The 21519-nt window shown below is 58.6% G+C and carries 21 protein-coding genes and 3 pseudogenes; 13 read left to right on the top strand and 11 right to left on the bottom strand.

The annotated features are described in order from the left end of the window. The 4 genes from JCM15831_RS07740 to rimP all read right to left on the bottom strand — a co-directional run. Positions 1-319 (bottom strand): translation initiation factor IF-2 associated domain-containing protein (locus JCM15831_RS07740; protein WP_025823854.1); only part of this gene is annotated, 319 nt, incomplete at its 3' end. Continuing rightward, positions 316-1053: an RNA-binding protein gene (locus tag JCM15831_RS07735; RefSeq protein ID WP_084490607.1), complete on the bottom strand. Its 738-nt coding sequence runs from the start codon at positions 1051-1053 to the stop codon at positions 316-318. The genes JCM15831_RS07740 and JCM15831_RS07735, both read right to left, overlap by 4 nt. Next, positions 1001-2545: a transcription termination factor NusA gene (gene nusA / locus JCM15831_RS07730; RefSeq protein WP_025823852.1), complete on the bottom strand. Its 1545-nt coding sequence runs from the start codon at positions 2543-2545 to the stop codon at positions 1001-1003. The genes JCM15831_RS07735 and nusA overlap by 53 nt, the downstream gene beginning before the upstream one ends. Before the next feature lie 67 nt (positions 2546-2612). Beyond that, positions 2613-3236, bottom strand: a complete 624-nt coding sequence (rimP, locus tag JCM15831_RS07725; RefSeq protein ID WP_035774042.1) for a ribosome maturation factor RimP — start codon at positions 3234-3236, stop codon at positions 2613-2615. Positions 3237-3465: 229 nt separating this feature from the next. Here rimP and JCM15831_RS20145 point away from each other — a divergent pair, with 229 nt between their 5' ends. From JCM15831_RS20145 to JCM15831_RS20140, 3 genes and pseudogenes are all read left to right on the top strand, one after another. Next, on the top strand, positions 3466-4116 hold the full coding sequence (locus tag JCM15831_RS20145) for a hypothetical protein (protein ID WP_025823850.1): 651 nt from the start codon (positions 3466-3468) through the stop codon (positions 4114-4116). Then, positions 4113-5380: pseudogene (locus JCM15831_RS17485) on the top strand (AAA family ATPase). Before JCM15831_RS20145 ends, JCM15831_RS17485 begins: the two are co-directional and overlap by 4 nt. 270 nt (positions 5381-5650) lie before the next feature. Beyond that, a complete protein-coding gene (locus JCM15831_RS20140; RefSeq protein WP_051528385.1) occupies positions 5651-6352 on the top strand; it encodes a hypothetical protein in 702 nt (233 codons plus the stop codon). Positions 6353-6395: 43 nt separating this feature from the next. Here the strand turns inward: JCM15831_RS20140 and JCM15831_RS07705 are convergent, their stop codons facing one another. The 3 genes and pseudogenes from JCM15831_RS07705 to acnA form a co-directional block, all read right to left on the bottom strand. Then, positions 6396-7907 carry an ABC transporter substrate-binding protein/permease gene (locus JCM15831_RS07705; RefSeq protein ID WP_232228056.1) on the bottom strand — a complete coding sequence of 504 codons (1512 nt, stop codon included), beginning with the start codon at positions 7905-7907 and terminating at the stop codon, positions 6396-6398. Positions 7908-8014: 107 nt separating this feature from the next. Continuing rightward, positions 8015-8775 (bottom strand): annotated as a pseudogene (locus tag JCM15831_RS17475) (amino acid ABC transporter ATP-binding protein). 1 nt (position 8776) lies between these two features. After that, positions 8777-11470 carry an aconitate hydratase AcnA gene (gene acnA / locus JCM15831_RS07695; protein WP_025823847.1) on the bottom strand — a complete coding sequence of 898 codons (2694 nt, stop codon included), beginning with the start codon at positions 11468-11470 and terminating at the stop codon, positions 8777-8779. 116 nt (positions 11471-11586) lie between these two features. Here acnA and ccmA point away from each other — a divergent pair, with 116 nt between their 5' ends. The 10 genes and pseudogenes from ccmA to JCM15831_RS21870 all read left to right on the top strand — a co-directional run bounded on the left by ccmA (position 11587) and on the right by JCM15831_RS21870 (position 18462). Beyond that, on the top strand, positions 11587-12228 hold the full coding sequence (gene ccmA, locus JCM15831_RS07690; RefSeq protein WP_051528384.1) for a heme ABC exporter ATP-binding protein CcmA: 642 nt from the start codon (positions 11587-11589) through the stop codon (positions 12226-12228). Then, positions 12200-12888 (top strand): annotated as a pseudogene (gene ccmB, locus JCM15831_RS17470) (heme exporter protein CcmB). The gene ccmA and the pseudogene ccmB overlap by 29 nt, the downstream one beginning before the upstream one ends. 73 nt (positions 12889-12961) lie before the next feature. Continuing rightward, complete coding sequence (locus tag JCM15831_RS22580; protein ID WP_232228051.1) at positions 12962-13288, top strand: hypothetical protein; 327 nt, start codon at positions 12962-12964, stop codon at positions 13286-13288. Beyond that, positions 13285-13437, top strand: a complete 153-nt coding sequence (locus JCM15831_RS22575; protein WP_232228050.1) for a hypothetical protein — start codon at positions 13285-13287, stop codon at positions 13435-13437. Before JCM15831_RS22580 ends, JCM15831_RS22575 begins: the two co-directional genes overlap by 4 nt. A gap of 83 nt (positions 13438-13520) precedes the next feature. Next, positions 13521-14246, top strand: a complete 726-nt coding sequence (locus JCM15831_RS22570) for a hypothetical protein (RefSeq protein WP_232228049.1) — start codon at positions 13521-13523, stop codon at positions 14244-14246. Beyond that, positions 14243-16249, top strand: a complete 2007-nt coding sequence (locus tag JCM15831_RS22565; RefSeq protein ID WP_232228048.1) for a S41 family peptidase — start codon at positions 14243-14245, stop codon at positions 16247-16249. Before JCM15831_RS22570 ends, JCM15831_RS22565 begins: the two co-directional genes overlap by 4 nt. A gap of 255 nt (positions 16250-16504) precedes the next feature. Next, positions 16505-17089, top strand: coding sequence for a phosphoheptose isomerase family protein (locus JCM15831_RS17460; RefSeq protein ID WP_051528383.1), 585 nt, complete (start codon positions 16505-16507; stop codon positions 17087-17089). 8 nt (positions 17090-17097) lie between these two features. Next, positions 17098-17592 (top strand): MFS transporter, encoded by a 495-nt coding sequence (locus JCM15831_RS21880; RefSeq protein ID WP_025823845.1) that lies wholly within the window; start codon positions 17098-17100, stop codon positions 17590-17592. A gap of 139 nt (positions 17593-17731) precedes the next feature. Then, positions 17732-18079: an MFS transporter gene (locus JCM15831_RS21875; RefSeq protein WP_025823844.1), complete on the top strand. Its 348-nt coding sequence runs from the start codon at positions 17732-17734 to the stop codon at positions 18077-18079. Then, complete coding sequence (locus JCM15831_RS21870; protein ID WP_198024269.1) at positions 18070-18462, top strand: MFS transporter; 393 nt, start codon at positions 18070-18072, stop codon at positions 18460-18462. The genes JCM15831_RS21875 and JCM15831_RS21870 overlap by 10 nt, the downstream gene beginning before the upstream one ends. A 23-nt stretch (positions 18463-18485) precedes the next feature. On the opposite strand, the gene JCM15831_RS07650 is transcribed toward JCM15831_RS21870, so the two are convergent. Genes JCM15831_RS07650 through aroQ form a run of 4 tightly spaced genes read right to left on the bottom strand, consistent with a single transcriptional unit; the run spans position 18486 to position 21357 of the window. Continuing rightward, positions 18486-19049, bottom strand: a complete 564-nt coding sequence (locus JCM15831_RS07650) for an NIPSNAP family protein (protein ID WP_025823842.1) — start codon at positions 19047-19049, stop codon at positions 18486-18488. Positions 19050-19085: 36 nt separating this feature from the next. Then, complete coding sequence (gene accC / locus JCM15831_RS07645) at positions 19086-20432, bottom strand: acetyl-CoA carboxylase biotin carboxylase subunit (protein WP_025823841.1); 1347 nt, start codon at positions 20430-20432, stop codon at positions 19086-19088. Positions 20433-20458: 26 nt separating this feature from the next. Further along, the gene (locus tag JCM15831_RS07640) at positions 20459-20905 is read right to left on the bottom strand and encodes an acetyl-CoA carboxylase biotin carboxyl carrier protein (RefSeq protein ID WP_025823840.1); all 447 of its coding nucleotides are present in this window, start codon (positions 20903-20905) and stop codon (positions 20459-20461) included. Continuing rightward, on the bottom strand, positions 20902-21357 hold the full coding sequence (aroQ, locus tag JCM15831_RS07635; protein ID WP_023979560.1) for a type II 3-dehydroquinate dehydratase: 456 nt from the start codon (positions 21355-21357) through the stop codon (positions 20902-20904). The genes JCM15831_RS07640 and aroQ overlap by 4 nt, the downstream gene beginning before the upstream one ends. Between the last annotated feature and the right edge of the window lie 162 nt (positions 21358-21519).

The following is a 21519-nucleotide window of genomic DNA, read 5'->3' as shown; positions in this document are numbered from 1 at the left end:
CAGCCGGCGTCAGGGCGCGACCAGCTCCGGCGCGGCCGCCACGGCCACCCGCCGAACCACGTCCGTCCTTACGCTCGTTGTTTTCGCGCTTCTTGCGGACTTCCACCTGGACTACTTTCGAGCGTCCATGGCTGAAGCTCTGACGCACAGAGCCTGCGTCTACCGTCCGCCCGAGTTCCATGCGCCCGCCCGGACGCAGGGACAGACGTCCCTTACCCTGGTCACCCTGAGCCTGGGCGCCCTGATCCTGGACATTCTGGCCATCTGTCTGGCCGCCCTGAGCCTGAGTGCCCTGGTTCCGTTCGTTGCCTTCGCTCATATACCTGCCTGTTCCCGTGCGAGCCGCTCATTACGCGGCTCAGGAACCAACCCATCGGTCAGCCCCAAAAATCGTTCATGCTCAGCCATCAGACGTTGCGCCAGCGCTCCAGGCGCTATCACAACATAGACCGCATGTTCCCGCCCGAATGCCGTCGCGAGCATTTGGGCCGGTAACGTCAGTACCGGGAGCTTGTTATGTCCCGATATCAGACGCCGCAACTCATCCGGACTTCCGCCCGATCCCTGGATCACCAGCCCAGCCTTGCCGGCGGCAATCCATTCGCGACACTTAACAAACCCGCAAAGGGCCTGACCGGCCCGACGCGCGAGTCCAAGCCCCTGCACCAGCCGCGCTTCTATTCCTGAAACCAGCACCCGCGCAATATCTTCGGGCACTTTTACCGGCTGACGCGCGGCTCTGGAAAAGAGATGGCGCGTCCGCGCCGTGTCTAGCACATCCCTGACAGCGCTCAACCAGATTCCCCGCCCTGGCAGACGACCTGCCAGATCGGGAACGACCACGCCGTCGGGGGAAATGACAAAACGCAGCATCGCATCGGGGTTTCCACTCTTGCGAGTCACGATGCAACGCCTCTGGGGCCCCTTCTCGTCATCGAGCTCGATCAAATCATCGAGCTCTTCAGGCGAGACGGTGTTTTGTGCTTCTGTTTCGTGGAGCTCAGACGTCGGAAGCCTCCCCTTCCTTGGGGGCTTCTGCGTCCTGCTCTCCATCGAACCAATGGGCACGTGCTGCCATGATGATCTCATTAGCGGCATCTTCATCTATATCGTCACTGCCAAGCAGTTCGACAAGCTCATCACCCGCAAGATCTGCCAGATCGTCGAGGCTTTTTACGCCCTTCTCGCCCAGCGTGACCAGCATCGCATTGGTGAACACGCCGAGCTCGGCAATCGAATCCTCAACACCGAGACCACGACGCGTGTCGTCCAGAGCCTGTTCCTTCTGCACGAGGAACTCCTCGGCACGGCGCATCAGTTCTTCTGCAACGCTTTCGTCGAAACCTTCGATCGCGTGCAGTTCATCAGGATCGGCGTAAGCCAGTTCCTCAATCGTGTGGAAACCTTCCGTCACGAGCAGACCAGCAATCACGTCATCGACATCGAGTGCATCAACGAAGAGCTGGGTACGCTTGCGGAACTCTTCCTGACGACGCTCCGATTCTTCTGCTTCGGTCAGGATATCGATATCCCACCGCGTCAACTGGCTCGCGAGACGGACATTCTGACCACGACGACCGATCGCAAGGGAGAGCTGCTCGTTCGGAACAACCACTTCCACACGACCCGCTTCCTCATCCATGACCACCTTGGTCACTTCTGCAGGAGCCAGCGCGTTCACAACAAAAGTTGCAGCCTGTGGGCTCCAGGGAATGATGTCGATCTTCTCACCCTGAAGCTCGGCAACCACGGCCTGAACGCGTGAACCACGCATACCTACGCACGCACCAACGGGATCGATGGAGGCATCCTTGGAAATTACAGCCATCTTTGCTCGCGACCCCGGGTCACGGGCCACTGCCTTGATCTCAATGATGCCGTCATAGATCTCGGGGACTTCCTGCGCGAAAAGCTTCGCAAGAAATGCCGGATGCGTGCGGCTCAGGAAGATCTGAGGACCCCGCGTCTCGTCACGCACGTCGTAGATATAGGCACGAACGCGATCGGAGTTGCGGAAAGACTCGCGAGGGATCAGCTCATCACGACGCAACAGCGCTTCGGTATGGCCGATCTCAACCATAAGGTTGCCGTACTCGGTGCGCTTGACCGTGCCGTTGACGATCTCGCCGACGCGGTCCTTGAACTCATTATACTGCTTCTTGCGCTCGTATTCACGCACGCGCTGTACGATGACCTGCTTGGCCGTCTGGGCAGCGATACGCCCGAAATCGATCGGCGGCAGAGGATCGACCAGATGTTCACCAATCTTGATCTCGGGCTGGAATTTCAGCGCGATCAGGTGAGGAATCTGGGTGTCTTCGTTTTCAACCACCTCAACCACTTCGGTCCAGCGCGACAGGCGCACTTCACCGGAGCGACGGTCGATTGTCGCACGAATATCTTTCTCATGACCGTATTTTGCGCGCCCGGCCTTCTGGATGGCCTGCTCCATCGCTTCCAGCACTTCTTCACGATCGATATTCTTTTCACGCGAAACGGCGTCAGCCACCAAGAGCAGCTCAGGACGGGTAACGGAGGTGTCCATCAGACGAAATCCTCAAATTCGGAGCGCGAGAGCGCGCAGACCAGCAAAAACGAAGTAGGCGAGAAACTCAGTGTGTCTTTCGTCCGGGCTTGGACCCCTTGCCGGGCTTGGCAGGGCTCAGCTTCGGCGTTTTGCGGCGCGGAGCTTCCTCTTCTACCCCTTCCTCTTCCGACGAAATACCCAGCATGGCAGCACTGGCTTCGATCAGCGCATCGGTCAGCACAAGACGTGCTTTGCGGATGGCATCGATCGGCAGCACAGCTTCTTCGCCATCATCCAGACGGATAACTGCCGCGTTCTCACGCGTTCCTGTGATGATCCCGGAGAAACGCTTGCGCCCGTTCAGGGGAAGATCGAGCTCTGCCTTGACCAGATGGCCCGCAAAACGGTCCCAGTCCTTCAGACGCGTCAGGGGACGATCAATCCCCGCCGATGACACCTCGAGCGTCCAGGCACCCGGGATGGGGTCGTCAACGTCAAGCACAGCACCCACAGCATGGCTGATCTGCTCGCAATCCTCGATCCCGATCAGGGAACCGTCTGCGCGGTCAGCCATGATCTGGATTGTTGGTGTCTCACGACCGAGAACGCTGAGACGCACGATCTCATACCCAAGGTCACTCAGGGTAGGCTCGATCTGCTGCGCGATGCGCGCCTCTAGACCGTTCAGGCTGGGAATTTCAATGGCCAAGACAAAAAAGGCGGCCCGTCAAGGCCACCCCCCGATAAGACGAAAGATGAAAGGAATGGGATCTATCTAGGCCAACACGGCCACAGATGCAAGACTCGGCTCCAGGAGGTTTCAGGGCGATCCGTGCTAACGGAGGCATTATGTAAGCAAGCTCCGTAACTATTGATTACACTCACCGCGGGTGAGCCCCCTTGCCGAGCCGCTTTCGTTGCTGTCAGTGTAAGACGCTATGAACGATGTGCCCGAGCCACAGTTAAAGCCGCTTATCAGTGGCAATGAAGAGCGTACCTCGCAGCACGGCCGCGGCCCCAATGGGCTGACCTCAAAGCTTGTCATTGCTTCTGCGATTGTTGTTGCCTGCCTCGGTGGGGCACTATGGCATCAGTCTACATCTCTCTCGAATGGGAGCGGGCCTGAAACTGCCGTATCGCCTTCCGCGGCGGGCGGCGGACAGGCTGAGCCCCAAATTCGCGCGGACGCAACACATCTCGGCGTCCAGCTTGCCTTGATATCGGCCTCTCAGGCCCCGTCGGCGCTGGCAAAAACAGACTTCAGTCAGGAACAAAAGACACAGATTCTCGCTGCCATAAAAAACCGCCGCGTGCGTCTCGTGCGCATGCCGATTGCGCAAGTCGCCGGATTACCTGGGCAAGTTCTGACGATCACCTCTGGCGGGATGACCCAAAGCCTACGGCTTAAACCGTCTCTGCAGGCCGTCGTCCTGCCAATCTACATCGCGGGCGAAGTGACTGTTACGCCCGCCACCCCTCCCCCAACCGGTGGGTTGCAGGCAGGAGTTCTGACGGCGCTCGGCCCGCTCATTCTTCCGGTTCTAGCCACTCTGAACCAACAGGTCGTTCTGGACGTCATCGTACAATGAAAGCTTTGCTGCCAGCGCTCAATCGCCTCATGCCAGTCATGATGGTGATCTTCCTCATTCTCGCCAGCATCCAAGCTGCCGTCTCGCTCCATCTTTCCGGCGGGATGCTGATTCGCTTCCTCTCCTGGTCCAGGGACGCCTATCTTCCGATAGCAGGACTCGCTGCTTTCCTCTCCGTTTCCGGATTCTTCTATGAAATCCGCTCAACCAGACTCGCCCGCAAGGGGCTCCGTCGCCGCAAAGGTTTCGTTATGGATATCCTCGCTCGCCTGACAAACCGCGTTGCCCTGGAAGAGCTGCTCGCCCAGGAACATAAGGACGTCGCGATCAACGCTGACGAACTCGCTGCAGGATTGCGGGCGAAGGTCGTCGGTCAGGATCAGGTCTGCGAAGACATCGCCCAGCAATTGCGCCGCAGACTAGCCCTTACCGTCCGCAACAAACCGGTTGGGATTTTTCTGCTTGCGGGGCCACCGGGCACCGGAAAAACCTATCTTGCCAAGCAGATTTCCCGCCAGATGGATCGCCCTCTGCTTCATTTCGACATGACCCAGATGTCGAGTCCGCATGCTGCAACGATGCTCTTCGGATCACCGAAAGGTTATGTAGGCTCAGACAGCTTTGGCAAATTGACAGGCGGACTACAGGAAAAGCCAGATGCCATCGTTCTGCTCGACGAGATCGAAAAGGCCCATCCAGACGTTTTCAAGAAGTTTCTGACAGCCTGGAATGACGGGCACATCACAGAAGCATCAACCGGTGCCCAGATATCGACGACACGCGCGATCTTCGTACTGACATCGAATATTGCAACAGAAGCTTTGACCGAGATTGCGGACCGTCTGCATAATGACGCCGACAAGATGAGGGCAGAGTCCACCGAAGCGCTGCGCAAAGCAGGATTTGCTCCTGAAGTGCTGAACCGCCTCGACCGGATCTTCGTCTTCCGTCAGCTGCGCGATCTCGATCTCGCCCGTGTGGCCGCGCTCGAGATCGAGTCCATGATTAAGGGATATGGCTGAACGTTGAAGCGGGTGGTATCGACCCCTATCTTCTGTTCCAACTCATGCAACGCCAACAAAAACTGGGTGCAGGCGCTTCAGCCCGTGATCTCGTGCGTTCGATTGAAGACATGGTGAGCGAGAGTCTTATCCTCGCCCGTCAAAACAGCGCCAAGCTTGTCCGCCTCGTCATGAGTAACGATAGCGTCAAGGCAGAAATTGCCGATGACTCCAAGTCACTCAATGCGCGTCTGAGCCCCTAAACCAAATCGGAACGTCTCAAAGTGTCAGCATTTTCCCGCTTGTGGCGTCGCGCATCATTATGGCGCCTGACGATCTATGTGACGTTTTTCTTCACAATCATGGGTGTGCTATTCCCAATGCCGTGGATGCTAGCCAAAGCACCCTGGCTCGGGCGCGTGCCCGGAGTGCAAAGACCTGCAGCGCAACATGACGGTTCCTCAGGGCAAGCGAGCACATCTGACCAGGCGCCCCCATCACAGGGAGATACCCCAGACGGCACGAACAGGCTGATGACACCGGACATCACAACGGCTCTGACCGGCTCGATCCCCTTCGGCGGCCACACTCTTCCTCTCCCTGCAGGGGTTTGGCATCCGGTATTGAGCGGGCAATTCGGCCCAAACGGACTCATCCTCATCAATATCATGGTTCGTACTGACAGAGGTGTGGTCACAGGCGTGATGATTGCGCGGACAGCAACGGAACAGTTACCCATCGACGTTGTCCATGCTGCAACCGAACATTGTCACGATGATCGAAACTACGTGTCGCATATCTATGCTGACCGGATCGACGGCAGAAACGAATGTGCTTTCGTCGCCAATGCCGTCATGGGCCCTAACGGGGCGATATCCTCTGACGAATTGATTCAGCTTGCCTTCAAACGCCTGACGGCGCTTGGCTTCCCAATGCCATCGATCTTTGTCATCGCAAACTGGATACAAAGTAGCGGCACCACGGATGCGACCAAAGGAAGTTCAGGAATTACCTATCTGTTCGCCCCGACAAAGACAGGTACAATCCAGCTGCTCGCCCCGCAGCCTTATTGGGACAAGGCAACCCTTGATCAGGTTCCTGTCGCGTCTGAGTTCGTGCGGAAAACCGACCACTGGCTGACGCATTGGGTTCCCTTTCTACGAAAAGGAATGACAACAGACACAAATATCAGCGCTGTTCCGGCAGAACTATCGAGAGACCCTGCCGCGCCCTGACTTCTTCGGGTTCAGGTAGCGCTGACCGGAACCCGGTCACCTCTCAGTGGTGACCGGTCTGTCTGAGGCTACGGCCCAGTCTTCCCTCGACATAGCGAGCAAAGCGTACGAACGGCAGGCCTAGAAGCAGATAAGCGCCGCCAATCAGAAGCCCGGTGCCGATATAGTCGTAATAGGTCGAGGACAGGCGGATATAAGTCTTGGTGAGCTCCGTGAGGGTGATCACGCTCACCAGCGACGAGTCCTTGAGCAGCGAAATGAAGTCGTTGGTCATCACTGGCAATACGGTCCGAAGCGCCTGAGGCACAATGACAAGGCGCAGAGCCTGACGCTGCGTCATGTTGAGTGCAATCGCTGCTTCCATCTGACCGCGCGGCACCGAGGAGAGACCCGCCCGGTAGTTTTCGGCTTCATACGCTGCGTAGTTCAGGCCCAGGGCCAAAACCCCGGCAAAAAAGGGAGAGAGCTTGATCCCTAGTCCCGGCAGACCGTAGAAAATGAACAGGATCTGGATGAGGAGCGGTGTCCCGCGCACGATCTCAATATATAGCCCTGTGACCCAGCGCAGCCATGCAGGACCGTAATGGCGACAAAGCGCGAGAACGAGGCCAAGGCTTACCGCCAACACCATTGCCAGAGCTGAAACCACCAAGGTTAGAAGCGCCGCCTCACCAATGGCGGGCAAGAACCCGATATATCGCTTGAGCTTACCCATCCAGCCGGTCTGAGACCGCATGGTATCGCGGTAGCGCTGCCATTCGACAGGCTCAACTGTGCGCGTCACATGATCGCCCGTCATCTGGGCCAGATCAGGCGTCCAGAGACTCCAGCGACCAAGAAGAACCTGCAGGCTGCCATCCTTCATCATGTCGCCGAGGACGCGATCGACCGCATCGTGCAGCTCTGTGTCGCCCTGCTTGAAAGCGATGCCGTAATGAGTCTGGCCCACGGGGTCGCCGACGATCACAAGATCATCGGTGATTCCGGCGTAATAAAGAGCGATCGGACCATCAAGAAGAAGAGCATCGAGCCTGCCGTTCCGCAGATCGGAAAAGGCGTAGGTTTCCTCTTCGTAAGAGCGCACGGCAATACTCGTATCACGCTCAAGAAGGCGTTCTGCCAAGGTGTCCTTGATCGTCCCGACGGTGTGACCGTGCAGGGCCGCAAAGCTGTTAAGCTCCATGCGATCGCGCCTTACCACGATCCGATCGCTGGTCACGTAATAGGGACGCGAGAAGAGCGCCGCCTGCAGATGGTCGGGCGTCATCTCGATGCCATCGACGACCATCTGATACATGCCGCGTTGCAGGCCCGGGATCAGTCCATCCCAGTCATTTTGCACGAATCTTGCGTTCTGGTTGAGACGATGCGCGATCTCCTGAACCAGATCGTACTCAAATCCCTCCAGGCGGTTCGGATTTGCCGGATCGTGAAAGACGAAAGGAACGTTGGCTTCGCCATCCGACGCCCAGCTCAGCACCTTCTTCTGCTGTTCAGGAGCAGACGGAACGCTTTGCGTGGCCGGGGCAGCTGCGCCGACGGGCTCGGAGGCCATCGCAGGGCCGAGCGCGCATAGCGGCATCAGAAGGAGAACGAACAGAGCAACCGGAACACGGCCGGATAAACGCGTCAGCAGCCTGAGTCGCGCAGGCAGATGAAGGCTCAAAGCAATGTCCTCAGGAAGCGGCGCGTTCTGGGATCTTCCGGCGCGGAAAAAAGAGTTTCTGATTCGCCGCTCTCAACGATCTGTCCTTTTTCAACGTAAAGAACGCGATCGGAGGCTGCGCGCGCAAAGCGCATGTCATGGGTGACAACAATCTGGGTCATGCCCTCATCGTCGAGGGTACGCATCACCTGCAAAACTTCTTCAGCAAGTTCAGGATCGAGAGCCGACGTGGGCTCATCGTACAGCATCACAGCAGGCTTCATCGCCAGAGCGCGCGCAATGGCCGCGCGCTGCTGCTGACCGCCGGAAAGAGTGGCGGGATAGCGCTCGGCCATGCCGTCCAGCCCGACCTTGGCCAGAAGCGCACGGGCCTGGGGTTCGATTTCCTTATGGGCTTGCCCCTTCACCGAACGGGGCGCCAGCATGACGTTATCCAGAACGGTACGATGAGCAAACAGATTGAAAGACTGAAACACCATACCGACATGCGCGCGAAGCGCATGGGCCTGTGCTCCTGAGCACGATTCCAGCCTTGCCCGGACGCTTTCTGGATCTCGACATCCTCGACGCGGATCGAGCCCGAGTCAGGGATTTCCAGAAAGTTCAGACAACGGAGAAACGTCGATTTTCCGCAGCCTGAAGGCCCGATAATCGAGATCAGTTCGCCCCTCTCAACGCAAAGCGACATGTCGTGAAGCACGACATGTCGCCCAAAACTTTTCGTGATGTTTTTAGCGTCGAGGACGGGCTCGGCGATATCAGTCAGCTTCGGTCATCCCACGCAAGACATAAGGCAGGATTCCTCCATGCCTGTAATAAGCGACTTCATCAAGCGTATCGATGCGACAAAGAAGCTCAACCTGCTCGGTTTCACCATTTGTACGTCTAATTGTCATCGGCACGGTCATGCGCGGCGTGATTGCCTCAAGTCCGCCGAGCGAAATCGTTTCGCTGCCGTCCAGCCCGAGTGTCTTGCGCGAGACACCTTCCTGAAAGGTCAGCGGCAACACGCCCATACCAACTAGATTGGAGCGGTGAATACGCTCGAAGCTCTCGGCAATGACGGCCTTGATGCCCAGCAGATTCGTGCCCTTGGCGGCCCAGTCACGGGAGGAGCCCATGCCGTATTCGCGCCCGCCAAACACGACCAGCGGCGTGCCATCCTGCTGATAGCGATGCGACACGTCATAGATCGACGCGACCGTACCATCAGGCAGATATTTCGACATACCGCCCTCAACACCCGGCAGCATTTCGTTGCGAATCCGGATATTAGCGAAGGTGCCACGCACCATCACGCGGTCATTCCCGCGACGCGAGCCATAAGAGTTGTAATCGGCCACCGAGACCTGATGCTCGCTCAGGAACTGCCCCGCAGGTGATGACGGCTTGATCGCCCCGGCGGGAGAAATATGGTCGGTGGTGATGTTGTCACCTAAAAGCGCGAGGATACGCGCGTTCTCGATGTCATGCGTCTGACCCGGCTCCTTGGTCAGCCCCTCGAAATAAGTGGGCTTCTGGATATAGGTCGAGCTGTCAGACCAGGCGAAGGTCCGAGCGTCGCTCGCCACGGCCAGAGCCTGCCACTGGCTGGTGCCCCTGGAGATGCTGCCATAACGCTCGACAAAGCTCTCGCGCGTGACGGAAGACTTGATGAGCGACGCAATTTCTTCATTGGTCGGCCAGATGTCACGAAGGAAGATCTCACGCCCGTCATGCGCGATGCCCAGAGGCTCTTTCGTGATGTCTTTGCGCAGTGTCCCGAGCAGGGCGTAAGCCACAACCAGAGGGGGGCTCGCGAGATAATTCGCACGCACGTTGGGCGAAATGCGCCCTTCGAAGTTGCGGTTACCGGACAACACTGACGTCGCGACCAGTCCGTTGCCTTCAATCGCGTCCACAATCGGCTGAGCGATCGGACCCGAATTACCGATACAGGTAGTGCAGCCATAACCAACGGTCTCGAAACCGAGCGCATCGAGGTCAGCACTGAGACCGGCCTTGTCGAGATAGTCGGTCACGACCTGAGACCCCGGCGCAAGCGATGTCTTCACCCAGGGCTTGGGCTTCAAACCAAGCGCCCGCGCCTTGCGCGCAACGAGCCCAGCCGCGACGAGAACCGCAGGGTTGGAAGTATTGGTGCAAGAGGTGATCGCAGCGATCACCACATCTCCATGGCCGATATCGTAATCCGAGCCCGCCACAATCGCACGTTTGCGCACGTCGTCGGGCTTGACGCCCAATGTGCTGGTCAGCGCGTCTTCAAATGCCGACGTCGCATCGATCAGCGCCACGCGGTCCTGCGGACGCTTGGGACCGGCGAGAGACGGAATGATGGTCGAAAGATCGAGCGACAATGTCTTGGAGAAGACCGGCTCGGGAGTGTTCGCGTCGCGGAACATGCCCTGCGCGCGAAGATAGGCTTCGGTCAAACGGATCCGATGCTCGTCACGGCCTGTCTGATGCAGGTAATCGAGCGTCAGCGCATCGACGGGGAAGAAACCGCAGGTGGCACCATATTCAGGCGCCATGTTTGCGATGGTCGCGCGATCGGCAACCGGCAGATAATCGAGCGCCGGACCGTAGAACTCAACGAACTTGCCGACCACACCCTCGGCACGCAGCATTTCGGTAATGGTCAGGACGAGATCGGTTGCTGTCGCGCCCTCTGGCAAGACGCCGTCCAGACGCACCCCGATCACATCGGGGATCAGCATGGCGATCGGCTGGCCGAGCATGGCTGCTTCGGCCTCGATACCACCGACGCCCCAGCCGAGAACGCCCATGCCGTTCACCATCGTTGTGTGGCTGTCAGTACCATACAGCGTATCGGGATAGGCATAATCCTTGCCGTCGACCTTTCCGGTCCAGACGGCCTGGGCCAGATATTCAAGATTGACCTGATGGCAGATGCCGGCACCCGGCGGCACCACACGGAAATTCTCGAATGCCTCCTGACCCCAGCGCAGGAACGCATAACGCTCGCCATTACGCTCGAACTCGATCTCGACATTGCGCTCAAGCGCGTCGGCGCTGCCTGCAACATCGACCATGACCGAGTGATCGATCACCAGATCGACTGGCACCAGCGGGTTCACCTTCTCCGGATCCCCCTCAAGCGCAATAATCCCATCACGCATTGCAGCCAGATCGACCACGGCGGGTACGCCTGTGAAATCCTGCATCAGGATACGCGCCGGTTTGAACGGCACCTCCTGATCGGAGTGTCCCTTGGCGGTCCAGTCAACGATCGCCTGAGCATCCTCAGTGCGGTAGCTTAATCCATCTTCGAAACGCAGCACGTTTTCGAGCAGAACCTTGAGGCTGACCGGCAGGCGGGACAGATTGCCCAGCTTGGCCGCCGCATCCGGCAGAGAGAAAATGTGGTACTTTCGGCCATCAACCTCCAGATCCCGCATCACGCCCAGGGAATCCCGTCCGACGGTTCTCATGGCTTGTCCTCCTGCCTTGTCAACTGGCCCTTCTGGGCTGGCCTCTCTATACAGTCTCGACCCTCATTCGCACAGAGTCGAATGAAACCCTCTCAGGAAGATGTTATTTCAGCACAATGTCAGGTTTTCTCTCGCCTTTGGCAGCTTGGCTGCGTGTGCATGACATAACCGTGATGCGCGGCGGTCGCCTGGTGCTCGATGAAATCAGCTTTTCACTGGGTCGTGGAGGGGCTTTGCTTCTGACCGGACCGAACGGCTCGGGCAAGTCCACCCTGCTCCGCGTTCTCGCCGGTCTATGCCCTTTCATGGGCGGCTCCTTCTTCTTTAATGACGCACCGGGCCATGCTGTCGGTCAGGGGCTCAACATCGCCTATCTTGGCCATCAGGAAGCCCTCAAGCCCGGCCTCAGCCTGCGCGAAAATTTGGCGCTCGACGCGCGTTCTGGAAACACTTCCTGCGACGAGGCTCTCGAACAGCTCGACTTGTCGCAACAGGCCGAGCTGCCGTGCCGCCTGCTCTCTGCCGGACAGAAGCGGCGCGGTGCCTTCGCTCGCGTGCTTTTGCGCCGCGCGCCGCTCTGGCTACTCGATGAGCCCAGCCTTGGACTCGATACGCAGGCACTCGCAAGACTCGGCACACTCATGGCAGCACACCGGGCGGCAGGAGGACTCATCATCGCAACGACCCATGTGACGCTCCCTCTCCCCGACGCCCGCTCCCTCGATCTTCCTGAGCGGGAGCTTCTCTCATGGAGCTAGGGCTGTTTTTTGCACTCGTCGGCGTGAGCTGCGCCTCGCTTTACGTCACGGCGCCGACACGTTTGCCTCTGTGCTTTTCTTCATTCTGTGTGGCAGCCTTTTCCCACTGTCGCTCGGCCCCTCTCCAGAGCTGCTCCACCGTCTGGCTCCCGGCATCATCTGGGTGTGTGCCCTTCTGGCGAGTCTCCTGCCCCTGGACCGCCTTTTCGGGGCAGAGCTGGAGGATGGAAGCCTCGATCATCTCCTTCTGCTCGGTCTGTCTCCCGCTGTCGTTGCGCTGGCCAAGATCCTGTCTCACTGGCTGACGACAGGTGTCCCCCTTCTCATTGCCTCTGTGCCTCTTGCTTTCATGCTTGGTGCTACAGCGCATGACATCTTGCCCCTTCTTGCCGGCTGATACTGGGGACGCTCCTTCTGTCGCTTCTGGGCGGCATGGCAGCCGCTCTCGTGTTGGGTGCGCGTCGCGGGGGTGTCCTCCTGCCATTGCTCGTCCTGCCACTGGCAACGCCTGTGCTCATTTTCGGGGCATCGGCTGCTGATGCAGCGACGAACGGTCGAAGCTTCGGACCTGAACTCGATCTTCTCGGCGCCTTTCTGGCACTGGCTCTGGTGCTTTGCCCCCTCGCGGCTGGCAGCGGGTTGCGAGCAGCGACGTCATAGGCTCTTCAAAAACTTGCCTTTTCCGGCGTGCCACGGTTTTTGACAAAGGCATCTACTCCCTCGGAAGGTTTCCATGCGTTTCTCCCCGCTCCTCGCCAGCGTCGCCCTGTTGAGCCTTGCTCCTTTTCAAGCCGAAGCGGCCCAGGGCTATCTTCGTGACCCTGCCATCTCTGGAGAAACGGTCGTTTTCGACGCTGAGCAATCCGTCTGGCGCGTGCCGCTAAGCGGAGGGAGTGCAAGCCGGCTGACTGCGCCAATCGGCATCGACCCACACCCTGTTCTGTCGCCCGACGGCAAGCAGATCGCGTTTCTCGCCGATTACGACGGGCCGACAGAGATTTATGTCATGTCCATTGAAGGTGGGACGCTCGGCGGATCACCTTTGAAAACCAGGACGTGATCCCGATCGGCTGGGACAAGAAGGCGGGCATTCTCTACAGCACGGCGCCGGCAGTTGGCCCAAGTCAGAGCCGCGTCGTTGTGGCCATCTATCCCGTCAGCGTACGCGCCATGTCTATCCGCTGGCCGACGCGAATGACGCAGCTCTGAGCGCGGACGGACAATGGATCTATTTCGTCCGCTTTGGCGCCGCAGTGAACCGCGATCATTTACGCCTCTACCGTGGTGGAGCAATGGCACAACTCTGGCGCTATCGCCTGAAAGGGGGCGTCGAGGCCCAGCGCATCGGCCCGCAAGACGTCAACCTGCGTCGCCCGATGCTCTGGAACGATCGCCTCATCATTGTCAGCGACAAGGACGGTCGAGACAATCTCTGGAGCTACGCGCTCGACGGAACGGATGGGCATCAACTGACCCATCACCGTGATTTCGGTGTCAGACAAGCCAGCCTGAGCGATAACCATGTGGTCTATCAGCTAGGGGCCGATCTTCACCATCTCGATCTACAAGGAGCTCAAGACGGCCTGATGCCGATCGATGTGGTCAGCGATCACGCAGCGCGCCGTCCTCTCTGGCTGGACAATCCCTTTCCTTATCTAACGGAAGTCACACTTGCCCCCAGCGGCAGGTCGGTCGCGCTGACGCTTCGAGGCCATGTCGTTCTGGCAACTCCCGGCCCGCTGCGACAGATCATGCTCGCCAGTAACGCGACGACCCGCCTTCGTCATGCGACGATCTCACCAGACGGCAAGACGCTTTATGCCTTCAGCGACAAGGGGGGCGAGTCCGAACTCTGGGCCTTCCCGACAACGGGCAGCGCGGAAGGGACACAGCTGACGCGTGGATCCAAAAGTGAGCCCATGGGTCTCTGGATCTCTCCCGATGGCAGCCATATCGCTCATACGGATCTTGTTGGACGGCTCTTTCTGTATGACGTGGGCACCCGGTCGACACGATGATCGACGATGCCAGGCTGGAAGGACGCACCGAGTACGCCTCTCTCACCTGGGCGCCGAACGGACGAACACTTGCCTTCGTCAGAGCCCGTAGCGAGTCCATTCGCCGACAGATCGCCCTCTATACACTCGATACGGGAAAAACCGTCTGGGTCACGACTCCGGATTACGAGTCCTTCGCTCCCTGCTTCAGCCCTGATGGCTCATTTCTCTGGTTTCTCTCAGACCGCGTTTTCAACCTGAAGAACGGCGGCCCGTGGGGAGACCGGAATACCGCCCCGGTCTACGGTCCGAGAACAGGCGTCTTCGCTCTCTCATTGCGAAAAGACACGCATTTTCCATTCGCGCCGCCAACGGAGCTTGACCAGCCCTCTCTGACCAGAATATCCCCCAAAACGACGACCCAGCCTCAGAACCGCTCGGCGATCGACCTGACCGACCTTGGCAGTCGTCTGTATCAACTGCCGATCCCCGCTGCAGAAATCCGCAAGATCGAGGTCGGTTCGGATACCCTCTATCTCCTGACCCACAAAGCCGAGCAACCTGCGAGCAAGGATGACGATCTTGTCCTGAAAGCAGTCAAGATCGCGCCCGGGGACGTTAAACTCACCGATTTTGCGACGGGCCTACACGACGTCGCTCTAACACCGGATGCCAAAACCCTCATGCTCCTGGCGGGGAACGGCGAACAGCCCCCCAAGATCCAGCTCGTACCGGCTGCAACGGATATGGCAGGGGTCAATGCCTCTGACACGACAATAAGACTGAATGGCTTGCGGCTACGAATTGACCCCGGAGCGGAGTGGGTGGGCATGTTCAACGATGCCTGGCGGCTGCATCGCGACCACTTCTACGATCCTGCCTTGCATGGCGTGGACTGGAGCGCAGCACGCGAGCAATACCGCCCCCTTCTGTCGCGTATCGGCGATCGCTCTGACCTCGATGATCTCCTCGGTCAGATGGTTGGTGACCTCAACGCGCTGCACTCGCAACTGCAGCCAGCAGAGACCTCAACGCGCGACAACAAAACCCTGATTGCGAGCCTCGGCGCCCATCTGACTCGTCAACCTGGCGGGTTCCTGATCGACCGCCTCTATGAGGGCGATCCAGACCTCCCGAAGGATCGCTCGCCTCTCGTCGCTCCCGGCCTTGACGTGCAACCGGGCGATCTGATCACCGCCCTCAACGGCCAGACCCTGGCCGATCTCCCTGATCTGTCTACCCTGCTCGCCAATCAGGCAGACAAGCAGGTGCTCCTGACACTAAAACGCAAAGACCGCGTCTTTCAGGTTGTTGTGACGCCAATCGATGCCCGACAGGACGCCACGCTGCGTCTGCGTGCCTGGGAAGAAGAGAGAGCCCAGCGTGTCGCGACCGCCAGCCATGGCCGGATCGGCTATTTGCATCTGCGGGCCATGGGCAGCGGCGACATGGAACGTTTCACACGCGACTTCTTCTCACAGACCGAGAAAGATGGGCTCATCATCGATGTCCGTCGAAATTTCGGAGGCAACATCGACTCATGGGTGCTTTCAGAACTGCTTCACAAAGTCTGGATGTTCTGGTCCGACCACGGCAGTGCCCCGATTGGCAACATGCAACAGACCTTCCGCGGTCATCTCGCCATTCTCTGCGACGAATTGACCTATTCGGACGGCGAGACCTTTTCCCAGGGTGTCAAAGCTCTGGGCATTGGACCGCTCATCGGTACTCGCACCTCAGGTGCCGGCGTTTGGCTCAATGATGATGATCTTCTTGTCGATAACGGCATGCCCCGTACAGCCGGACGTCCTTTTTTCGACCTGAAAGGCCAGTGGCTCGTCGAGAATCATGGCGTCGACCCTGTAATCCCTGTCGAAAATTTGCCCGTTGCCACGTTTAAGGGCGAAGACGCACAGCTGGATAAAGCCCTTGAGATCCTGAGCACCCGCCTCAGGACCCATCCTATCCCGGCGCTCGTTCCTCGCCCGTTCGATGAAACAAATCAGGCCATATCGCCTGATTGAGTAAACGCTCTTTGGAGGAAGTCTTTTCCGGGTCTGTTCAATTGAATAGCCCCCTACTTCCAGATCTTCAACAATAAAAATAGAGTCGTGCGATAATCCACAATAGTATTATTTCACACCGTTACTGATATCTCATGAGTGAGACAGTGAAGTAACGGTGTCCTCTGCGCCTATGCTCGAGCATAAGTGATTTAACGACGCTACCAAAATCCGGTCGTTCTGGCAGTTTAGCGGCCTCAACCGGAGATATGCTCGATGACAATGACCCAGAACAGCCAGAAAGCGATCGCCATTCAGGAGCTCGCCCAGGCGGTCGACAGCATCGCAGATGCCGATATCGTCGGGCTCGCCGGGAACATTCTCAAAGCCCGCAACGTGGTCTGTTTCGGGGCAGGCCGTGAAGGTCTCATGATGCGAGGCTTCACGATGCGCCTGTTCCACGCCGGAATCACCGCGAATTACATCGCGGACATGACCTGCCCGGCTCTCGGTCAGGGAGACCTTCTGGTGGTTGCCATCGGTCCGGGTACGCTCCGCAGCGTGGAGACCTATGCGACGATTGCCCGGGACGCGGGCGCAACGATCATCTGCATCACCGCTCAACCCGAAAAAGTCAGCTCTGACCTGTTCGATCAGGTCATTGAAATCAAGGCACAGACCATGGCGTCGGATCAGGCTCTCAGGCCGCCCTCCCGATGGGAAGCGCTTTCGAGATCGCTCTTCTGGTCATGGTCGATCTCGTCACGAACAGGGTCCGTGCCGGTCGGCACGAAGACGCCATCATCATGCGGGGACGTCACACCAACCTCGAGTAACCCTTACCCCAGTCAGAAAAGTTAGTAGTTACAATGTCAGACTTCCCTTCGGACCGGGCAAAACCCGGCCTCTGGTACAAAGGTACAGGGCTCTCCTTCGCGCTGCTCGCGAGCTGTTTCGCCGCATGGGGCCTCGCGCAGGACCTTACGACCCCTCTGGTCGCAGGCTTCAGAAGCGTGTTCACAATGAGCACTTTTGCCGCGTCCTTCGTGCAGTTTGCCTTTTACGGTGCCTATTTCCTTCTCGCCGTGCCCGCGGCGCTGATCAACCAGCGCTGGGGCTACAAGGTTGGCGTGCTGACCGGCATCGTTCTTGCCGCAGTCGGCGCCTTTCTCTTCCTTCCAGCGGCGAACTCTCTCACTTTTTCCTTCTTCCTGATCGCCCTGTTCGTTATGGCGGCCGGGCTCTCGATCCTTGAAACCTCTGCCAGCCCCTTCGTCATGGCCATGGGGTCGGAAGAGACAAGCACACGGCGCCTCAATCTCGCTCAGTCCTTCAATCCGATCGGACCAATCTCGGCGTTCTGATCGCGGCAACCCTGATCCTTCCTCGGATGAACCCGGCGACCGATGAGCAGCGCAACGCGATGCCTCTGGACGCGCTGCATGCGATTCAGAAGAGCGAACTCCTCGCGATCATGGGCCTTATCTGGCTTTTGCGGGACTCTTGCTCCTGATCGGCCTGAGCATCTTCTTTTTACGTACCCCTCATCTGCGTGACGCGACGCCACAAAAGAGCACCGCAAGCGGCAGCACGATGGCCGCGCTGCGCCGTCTCCTTGCCAACCGCCATTACAGCCTCGGTGTCGGCGCGCAGTTTGCTTATGTTGGCGCACAGGTTTGCACCTGGACCTTCATCGTCATCTATGTCGAAAAACTTGTTCCGGGCGGGGACAAGGTGCAGGGCGCCTGGTTTCTTCAACTCGGACTTATAGGTTACGGCATCATGCGTTTCGTCATGACCTGGCTGATGGGATATTTTCGTCCCGCCGCCTCATGGCCGCCATGGCTGTGACCGCAATCGGCCTGAGCCTTTACGCCCTCTTCTATCCTGGAATCTGGGGGGCCTGGGCGCTCGTCGGCGTTTCCTCATCGATGTGCCTGATGTTCCCGACGATCTATGGCATTGCTCTGCACGGCCTCAACGCAGACACCAAGCTTGGTGCATCCGGGCTCGTGATGGCGATTATCGGCGGTGCGGTTTTTCCGGGGATGCAGGGCTACATGACCGATCTTTATGGCAGTGCCATGGCTCTGATCGTGCCGACACTCTGCTTCCTCATCGTGCTGGCTTACGCCGCATTCGATCTGAAATCGTCGCGGACTTATGGTGCTGAGGAAAAGAAAGCGGCTGATCAGCCTTTAAGAGTGATGCGAGAGCACCCCGAGACCCTTTGAGCCTGAAGGGTCTCTTTCCTTCTCTAGGAGGACAGCACCACCGGCGAAAGGATCGCGTTACGCATCGTACCGATGGTCTGGTAAATGTCGCCCGGCGGCCAGCACCCCGTTGCCAGAGCGTCTTTACGACGCTCGGTGCGGTCTGTCGCATCGGCATAAGGCCAGATATGGCATAGCCGAGACCGACCGGTCTGCGACGTCATCAGGGCGTAGAGGGGGGAGATCGTGATCCGCTTCGACAAGGCCGACTGCATGATCTGCACCGCCTCCTCCTCACGACCAGGAAGGATCTCGTAGACACGCCATTCCCAGACCGTGCAAGCGCCTTCAAGTTGCGGCACGAGGTCTCCATGAAGAGTCCAGAGTGTCCGGTCGATGCGCTCCAGCTCGGGCAGGACTGCAGACGTCAAAACCTCAAAGAGACTGTCCCGTGCGAGCAGCACGATTTCGTTGAGGCTGCCGATGTCAGTCGTCCAACACCCCAAAACGTCGTCACGCCTCCCAAAGAGACCTTTGAGCGCCGCAACCACCCGGGGAACAGTCCCTGAGCGGCAGGTCAGAACGATGGTTTCCAGACTGTCCGACATCAGGGCTCTTCCCGCAGTGTTGGGGGTGGAACGAGATTACTTCTTGAGCGAGTCCACGAATTTTTCCAGCCAGTGGATCGTGTAATCACCCTTCTGGAACTGCGGATCGGCAAGAATTTTGCGATGGAGCGGAATGACCGTCTTCACGCCATCCACAACACATTCGTCAAGGGCGCGCTGCATACGCGCAATCGCTTCCGCGCGCGTCGGCGCATGAACGATCAGCTTGGCGATCATGCTGTCATAATAGGGGGGAACGCGGTAGCCCGCGTAGATGGCGCTGTCGATACGCACACCCAGACCACCCGGCGCATGGAAAACCTTGATTGTACCCGGATTGGGCATGAAGGTTTCCGGGTCTTCAGCATTGATACGGCACTCGATCGCGTGACCGCTGAACTTGATATCCGACTGCTCGTATCCGAGCGCCTGACCGGCTGCGACACGGATCTGCTCACGCACGAGGTCGACATCGCAGACCATTTCGGTCACCGGATGTTCCACCTGCAGACGGGTATTCATCTCGATGAAGCAGAACTGACCGTCCTGATAAAGGAATTCCAGCGTTCCGGCATTGCGATAGCCCATTTTCTTCAGAGCTGCCGTGGCTGTCGCACCGATAGCGTCACGCTCTTCAGCGCTCAGCACAGGCGAGCCAGCCTCTTCGAGCAGCTTCTGGTGACGACGCTGGAGCGAGCAATCACGCTCACCGAAATGCACGACGTTGCCGTGTGTGTCGGCCATGATCTGCAGTTCGATATGACGCGGCTTATCGAGATATTTCTCGAGATAGACCTCGTCATTCCCAAAGGCAGCGCGTGCCTCGGTTCGGGCAACAGACCAAGCTTCTTCGATCTCGTCAGCGCTCTGGGCAACCTTCATGCCGCGGCCGCCACCGCCGGCAGCAGCCTTGATCAGGACGGGATAGCCCACCTGAGCTGCCACTTCACGGGCGGCGTCAAGGTCACGCAGGGCACCGTCGGAGCCCGGAACCAGTGGCACGCCAAGCTCGCGCATGGTCGTCTTGGCCATGATCTTGTCGCCCATCGTACGGATATGATGAGCGGTCGGGCCGATAAACACGAAACCGTGCTCTTCGACGGTCTCCGCGAAATCGGCATTTTCCGACAAGAAGCCATAGCCGGGGTGAATCGCTTCTGCACCGGTAATGGTCGCCGCCGAAAGAATGGCCGCAACGTTAAGGTAGGACTCACGCGATGACGGCGGGCCGATGCAGACCGCCTCATCCGCCAGTCGGACATGCATGGCATCGGCGTCAGCCGTGGAATGCACGGCAACGGTTGCAATGCCCAGTTCACGGCAGGCGCGCAGGATACGAAGCGCGATTTCGCCGCGATTGGCGATCAGGATCTTGGAAAACATCTGGCCCCAGACTCAGTCAATAATGCTTATTCGATGATGGCGAGTGCTTCGCCGAATTCCACCGGATCGCCGCTTGCGACGAGGAAACGCTTCAGCGTACCGCTGCGAGGCGCCTTGATCTGGTTGAAGGTCTTCATGGCTTCGATCAGAAGCAGTGTCTGACCGGCCGTCACGGCCTGACCTTCCTGCGCAAATTGCGGCGCTGACGGGTCGGGTGTCAGATACGCAATACCGACCATCGGGCTATTGACCGCTCCGGGGTGGTTGGCAGCATCGACGGGCGCAGCAGCCGCTGCAACCACCGGAGCAGCAGCCGGAGCCGGCGCTACGGCCTGAACCACCTGTCCGCCCGCACTGCGAACGACACGGATACGGTTGTCCTTTTCGGCAACCTCAATCTCGGTCAGTCCGGTTTCAGTCAGGATATCAGCCAATGCCCGGATGGCATCTGCGTCCACGAGCATACGGCTCATCGTTCGTCCTCGTCTTCGATCATGTCATAGAGTGCACGCAATGCCATAGCATAGCCACGCACGCCAAACCCGCAGATTACGCCGATGGCGGCCTGCGAGGTATAGGTATGGTGGCGAAAGGCATCGCGGCGATGAATGTTTGAGATATGCACCTCGACCGTCGGCAATCCTGTCGCAAGCAGAGCGTCCAGAAGAGCGATGGAAGTATGGCCATAAGCCGCCGGGTTGATGACAATGCCGCGCGCCCTGCCCCGACATTCCTGGATCCAGGAAACGAGTTCGCCTTCGATGTTCGTCTGACGAAAATCGATGGCGACGTCGAGCTGCTCGGCGGCCTGGATACAGACCTGTTCAAGGTCGTCCAAGGTCGCATGGCCGTAGATTTCCGGCTGGCGCATTCCGAGCATGTTGAGGTTAGGGCCGTTAAGCACGGCAATCATCGGGCGAATCATGAGAGCAGCCCGTAGCACTTTCGTCTGAGGCGTAAAAGCCTTCCTGCATGTGACAGGCCTATTACGCCTCAATCCTGCCGCGTTTCCACGCTTGTGTGATGGATGAGGAACAGAAGAACGCGGTTTGCAAGGCAACATCCACGAAAATTTATGGATTCCACA

This window comes from Asaia astilbis JCM 15831 (genome assembly GCF_000613845.1).
Taxonomy (GTDB): domain Bacteria; phylum Pseudomonadota; class Alphaproteobacteria; order Acetobacterales; family Acetobacteraceae; genus Asaia; species Asaia astilbis.
Note: the sequence above shows the minus strand (reverse complement) of the source record. Positions and strands in the feature narration are given on the sequence as shown.

Bases quoted from the DNA above. Each gene is read 5' to 3' on its own strand.
- JCM15831_RS07735 (WP_084490607.1), bottom strand. From the start codon at position 1,053: ATGGAGAGCAGGACGCAGAAGCCCCCAAGGAAGGGGAGGCTTCCGACG.
- nusA (WP_025823852.1), bottom strand. From the start codon at position 2,545: ATGGACACCTCCGTTACCCGTCCTGAGCTGCTCTTGGTGGCTGACGCC.
- JCM15831_RS20145 (WP_025823850.1), top strand. From the start codon at position 3,466: ATGAACGATGTGCCCGAGCCACAGTTAAAGCCGCTTATCAGTGGCAAT.
- JCM15831_RS20140 (WP_051528385.1), top strand. From the start codon at position 5,651: ATGACACCGGACATCACAACGGCTCTGACCGGCTCGATCCCCTTCGGC.
- JCM15831_RS07705 (WP_232228056.1), bottom strand. From the start codon at position 7,907: ATGGCCTCCGAGCCCGTCGGCGCAGCTGCCCCGGCCACGCAAAGCGTT.
- acnA (WP_025823847.1), bottom strand. From the start codon at position 11,470: ATGAGAACCGTCGGACGGGATTCCCTGGGCGTGATGCGGGATCTGGAG.
- ccmA (WP_051528384.1), top strand. From the start codon at position 11,587: ATGTCAGGTTTTCTCTCGCCTTTGGCAGCTTGGCTGCGTGTGCATGAC.
- JCM15831_RS22580 (WP_232228051.1), top strand. From the start codon at position 12,962: ATGCGTTTCTCCCCGCTCCTCGCCAGCGTCGCCCTGTTGAGCCTTGCT.
- JCM15831_RS22570 (WP_232228049.1), top strand. From the start codon at position 13,521: ATGGCACAACTCTGGCGCTATCGCCTGAAAGGGGGCGTCGAGGCCCAG.
- JCM15831_RS22565 (WP_232228048.1), top strand. From the start codon at position 14,243: ATGATCGACGATGCCAGGCTGGAAGGACGCACCGAGTACGCCTCTCTC.
- JCM15831_RS17460 (WP_051528383.1), top strand. From the start codon at position 16,505: ATGACAATGACCCAGAACAGCCAGAAAGCGATCGCCATTCAGGAGCTC.
- JCM15831_RS21880 (WP_025823845.1), top strand. From the start codon at position 17,098: ATGTCAGACTTCCCTTCGGACCGGGCAAAACCCGGCCTCTGGTACAAA.
- JCM15831_RS21870 (WP_198024269.1), top strand. From the start codon at position 18,070: ATGGCTGTGACCGCAATCGGCCTGAGCCTTTACGCCCTCTTCTATCCT.
- JCM15831_RS07650 (WP_025823842.1), bottom strand. From the start codon at position 19,049: ATGTCGGACAGTCTGGAAACCATCGTTCTGACCTGCCGCTCAGGGACT.
- accC (WP_025823841.1), bottom strand. From the start codon at position 20,432: ATGTTTTCCAAGATCCTGATCGCCAATCGCGGCGAAATCGCGCTTCGT.
- JCM15831_RS07640 (WP_025823840.1), bottom strand. From the start codon at position 20,905: ATGAGCCGTATGCTCGTGGACGCAGATGCCATCCGGGCATTGGCTGAT.
- aroQ (WP_023979560.1), bottom strand. From the start codon at position 21,357: ATGATTCGCCCGATGATTGCCGTGCTTAACGGCCCTAACCTCAACATG.